This window comes from Ruminococcus sp., from assembly GCF_045129435.1.
GTDB lineage: Bacteria > Bacillota > Clostridia > Oscillospirales > Acutalibacteraceae > Ruminococcoides.
Genome location: NZ_JBGVJL010000001.1, coordinates 1 through 3395, shown reverse-complemented (window position 1 = coordinate 3395; position 3395 = coordinate 1). Strand labels below are relative to the sequence as shown.

The 3395-nt window shown below is 40.4% G+C and carries 6 protein-coding genes; all 6 read left to right on the top strand.

The annotated features are described in order from the left end of the window. A partial coding sequence (locus ACJMMI_RS00030; RefSeq protein ID WP_405352311.1) for a polysaccharide biosynthesis C-terminal domain-containing protein occupies positions 1 to 1354 on the top strand: 1354 nt, incomplete at its 5' end. Between the two features lie 77 nt (positions 1355 to 1431). Then, positions 1432 to 2226, top strand: coding sequence for a nucleoside triphosphate pyrophosphohydrolase (mazG, locus tag ACJMMI_RS00025; RefSeq protein ID WP_405352309.1), 795 nt, complete (start codon positions 1432 to 1434; stop codon positions 2224 to 2226). Positions 2227 to 2243: 17 nt separating this feature from the next. After that, the gene (locus tag ACJMMI_RS00020) at positions 2244 to 2519 is read left to right on the top strand and encodes an HU family DNA-binding protein (protein WP_022235449.1); all 276 of its coding nucleotides are present in this window, start codon (positions 2244 to 2246) and stop codon (positions 2517 to 2519) included. A gap of 54 nt (positions 2520 to 2573) precedes the next feature. Then, the gene (locus ACJMMI_RS00015; protein WP_405352306.1) at positions 2574 to 2816 is read left to right on the top strand and encodes an RNA-binding S4 domain-containing protein; all 243 of its coding nucleotides are present in this window, start codon (positions 2574 to 2576) and stop codon (positions 2814 to 2816) included. A 68-nt stretch (positions 2817 to 2884) separates the two neighbouring features. Continuing rightward, complete coding sequence (gene yabP, locus ACJMMI_RS00010; protein ID WP_405352304.1) at positions 2885 to 3157, top strand: sporulation protein YabP; 273 nt, start codon at positions 2885 to 2887, stop codon at positions 3155 to 3157. Between the two features lie 8 nt (positions 3158 to 3165). Next, a partial coding sequence (gene yabQ, locus ACJMMI_RS00005; protein WP_405352302.1) for a spore cortex biosynthesis protein YabQ occupies positions 3166 to 3395 on the top strand: 230 nt, incomplete at its 3' end.

The window sequence follows — 3395 nt, the reverse complement described above, 5'->3', positions numbered from 1 at the left end:
GACTATTCTTTTTGGCTGTCTTGTTTCTATCTACAGGGGTTACTTTGAGGGACAGAGAAATATGTTCCCAACAGCAATTTCTGAGATAATTGAGTCAGCGGTAAAGCTTATTCTTGGCCTTACTTTTGCTTACCTTGTAATGAAATTCGGTATGGATCAGTACGAGGCAAGCGGCACTTTCCTTTGGTTTACTTTTGAATCACAGTACGATGCAATGAACACAATCCTTGCATTCTCTGTAGCAGGTGCAATTTGCGGTATTTCTTCGGGCAGCTTTATGGCTTTTGTATTTCTTCTTCTCCGCTTTAAAATTGGCGGTGACGGAATACCTGAAGAATACTACGAAAATTCTCTTGATGCCCGTACAAAAAGAGAAACCTTTGTACTTATGGTAAAAACAGCTGTTCCGACAGCAATGGGTGCGTTTATTATGAGTATGGGCTCACTTATTGACCAGGTAATTATTCAGCGTGTGCTTAAAGACCTTGCTGAAACCCACCCGCAGGAGCTTATTGACCAGTACGGCAAGTACGGATTTACCGAGTCAATTACAAGCGACCCGATTACTATTCATACAAAGCTTTGGGGCTGCTATGCAGCCGCACTCAAGCTTATGCAGCTTGTAACCGCCGTAACCCAGGTGTTTGGCTCAAGTGCTATGCCAAATGTTACAAGTGCCTACACAAAGGGCGACAAAAAGGTACTTAAAACCTCAATGGAAACCGTATTCGGAATGACAATGATATTTACATTGCCAATGGGCATTGGTCTTTGTGTGCTTGCACATCCGATTATGTCATTCATCTACACAAGCGAATCTATTGCAGCTATAGGCGGTAATGTTCTTATGCTTATGGGACTTACAACTATTTTTGCGGCTATTGAAACACCGATCTGCAGTATGCTTCAGGGTATTGGCAGAACAGATTTGCCAATGAAGCTGTACGCCTTTGGTATGGTTGTAAAAATCGGCATTACATGGATGTTCGTAAGCATACCGTCAATCAATATTCAGGGTGCAACAGCAGGCTCACTTATCGGCTATTTTGTATCCTGCGTTGTAGGTATTTACTTGCTTATCAAACATTCCAAGGTAAGAATTAATTTCTACACCACCACAATCAAGCCGTTAATCGGTGCGGTTGCAAGCGGTATTACAGCTTATTTTGTAAATATGGGTGTGCTTACATTTGCACCACACAGAGTAGCAACAGTATGTGCAATACTTGCGGCAATTATTGTTTACATTTTTGTTTTGTTGATATTGCGTACATTTACCGCTACTGTCATAGAATTTTTGCCAAAAGGGGAAAAAATCGCAAAACTACTTGCAAAATTCCATCTGATTGGGTAAAATATAAGTTATGATTGCAAATTTTTACTACTTGCGACAAATTGCAAAGTAAAGCTTTTTCTGAAAGGAAGTTTGAAATGGATTTTAAAGAAAAGTCAGAATACAAATTTGAAGATTTGGTTGAAATTGTAAAAATTCTCCGTGCTCCGGGTGGCTGCCCATGGGACAGAGAGCAGACTCACAAATCTATTCGTTCAAACTTTATTGAAGAAACCTACGAGGCTGTTGAGGCTATTGATACCGAGGATCTTGACCTTTTAAAGGAAGAACTCGGCGATGTGCTTTTGCAGGTTGCCCTCCACTCTGAAATTGAGAGTGAAAAAGGTACATTTAACATTGACGATGTATGTGACGGTGTTTGCAAAAAGCTTATTATTCGTCATCCGCATGTCTTTGGTAATGTGAATGCAGACACAACCGAGCAGGTGCTTAAGAATTGGGACGCTATAAAAATGCAGACCAAAGAGCAGAAAACACAGACTCAGGCAATGGAAAGTGTATCAAAGGCTTTGCCTTCTCTTATGAGAAGCTCAAAGGTTCAGCAAAAAGCCGCAAAGGTCGGTTTTGACTGGGGGAATCCTGAGGACGCACTCACAAAGCTTTATGAGGAATGTGACGAGCTTAAAGAAGCTATTTCAAACGGTGATACCGAGAATCAGTATGAAGAGCTTGGCGATGTGCTTTTCTCTGCCGTTAATGTTGCAAGACTGTTAAAAATTGACAGTGAACACGCTCTTTATGATGCGTGCGACAAATTTATTGGTCGTTTTTCAAAGGTTGAGGCTCTTGCCAAGGAGCGTGGAATTGATATGAAAAACGCAACATTGTCTGAGCTTGATTCCCTTTGGGATGAAGTAAAAATAAAAGAATAATTTGGAGGATCATTGATATGAACAAAACAGAACTTATTTCAGCTGTTGCTGAGCAGAGCGGTCTTACTAAGAAAGATGCAGAAAAGGCAGTTACAGCAGTTATTGATACAATCATCGACTCTGTTGCAAAAGACGAGAAAGTACAGATTGCAGGTTTTGGTACATTTGAGCAGCGTCAGAGAAAGGCAAGAACAGGCAGCGATCCAAGAACAGGTAACCCAATCGAAATCGCAGCTTCTAAGGTTCCAGCTTTCAAGGCAGGCAAGGTATTTAAGGATACTGTAAACCAGTAATTTATTTTGTGGAGTCGGCTTTTGTCGACTCCTTTTTTTGTTGGAGGTTAAATTATGCGACTTGATAAATATTTAAAAGTGTCAAGACTTATTAAACGCAGAACTGTTGCGAATGAGGCTTGCGATGCCGGCAAGGTAAGTGTAAACGGCAAAGAGGCAAGAGCTTCTTACGATGTTAAGGTTGGAGATGTAATTGAAATTACACTTGGCTCAAGAAGCGTAAAGGTCAAGGTTACAGCAGTTAAGGAGGTTGTCCGCAAGGAAGAGGCAGACACAATGTATGAGGCTGTAATTTAAGTTAAAAATGTAATATTTCAGCGTTTTACTCCGTATAAATAATTAGTATTTGTACGGAGGTATTTTTTATGAGTGAAATTCCAAAGGGCAAAAATCATACTCTTATGCTTGATGCAAGGGGAAAGCTTGTGCTTACGGGTGCGGAAGATGTGAGCGGATTTAATGAAGAAACCGTGTCGGTGCTGACCTCTTGCGGCAGACTGATTATAAAAGGTGAAAGACTGCACATTGACAAGCTGAATCTTGAATCGGGCGATGTGTCCATTGACGGAAAAATCAACGCTATGCAGTACATAGGCAACGATAATTCACGCTCAAAGTTTTCTAAGCTTTTCAAATAGGTGAGCCTATGGAAATTGATTTTTACATTCAATCGCAGGCTTTTTTATATTCGCTTTTGCTCGGTGTGGCTCTTGGTGTGGTATATGGAATATTCAAGTTTATACGGACAGCGTTTTTGAGCACAAAGGCATCGGTTATAATTGCCGATATAATTTTTATGCTTATAGCCTCAATTTCTCTGTTTTTTTTCAGCCTTGCTACGCTTTTTGGTTATGTAAGAATTTATGTAGTGTTCGG

What these genes read in the sequence shown, in the direction of transcription:
- mazG (WP_405352309.1), top strand. Translation starts at nt 1,432, where the DNA reads ATGGATTTTAAAGAAAAGTCAGAATACAAATTTGAAGATTTGGTTGAA.
- ACJMMI_RS00020 (WP_022235449.1), top strand. Translation starts at nt 2,244, where the DNA reads ATGAACAAAACAGAACTTATTTCAGCTGTTGCTGAGCAGAGCGGTCTT.
- ACJMMI_RS00015 (WP_405352306.1), top strand. Translation starts at nt 2,574, where the DNA reads ATGCGACTTGATAAATATTTAAAAGTGTCAAGACTTATTAAACGCAGA.
- yabP (WP_405352304.1), top strand. Translation starts at nt 2,885, where the DNA reads ATGAGTGAAATTCCAAAGGGCAAAAATCATACTCTTATGCTTGATGCA.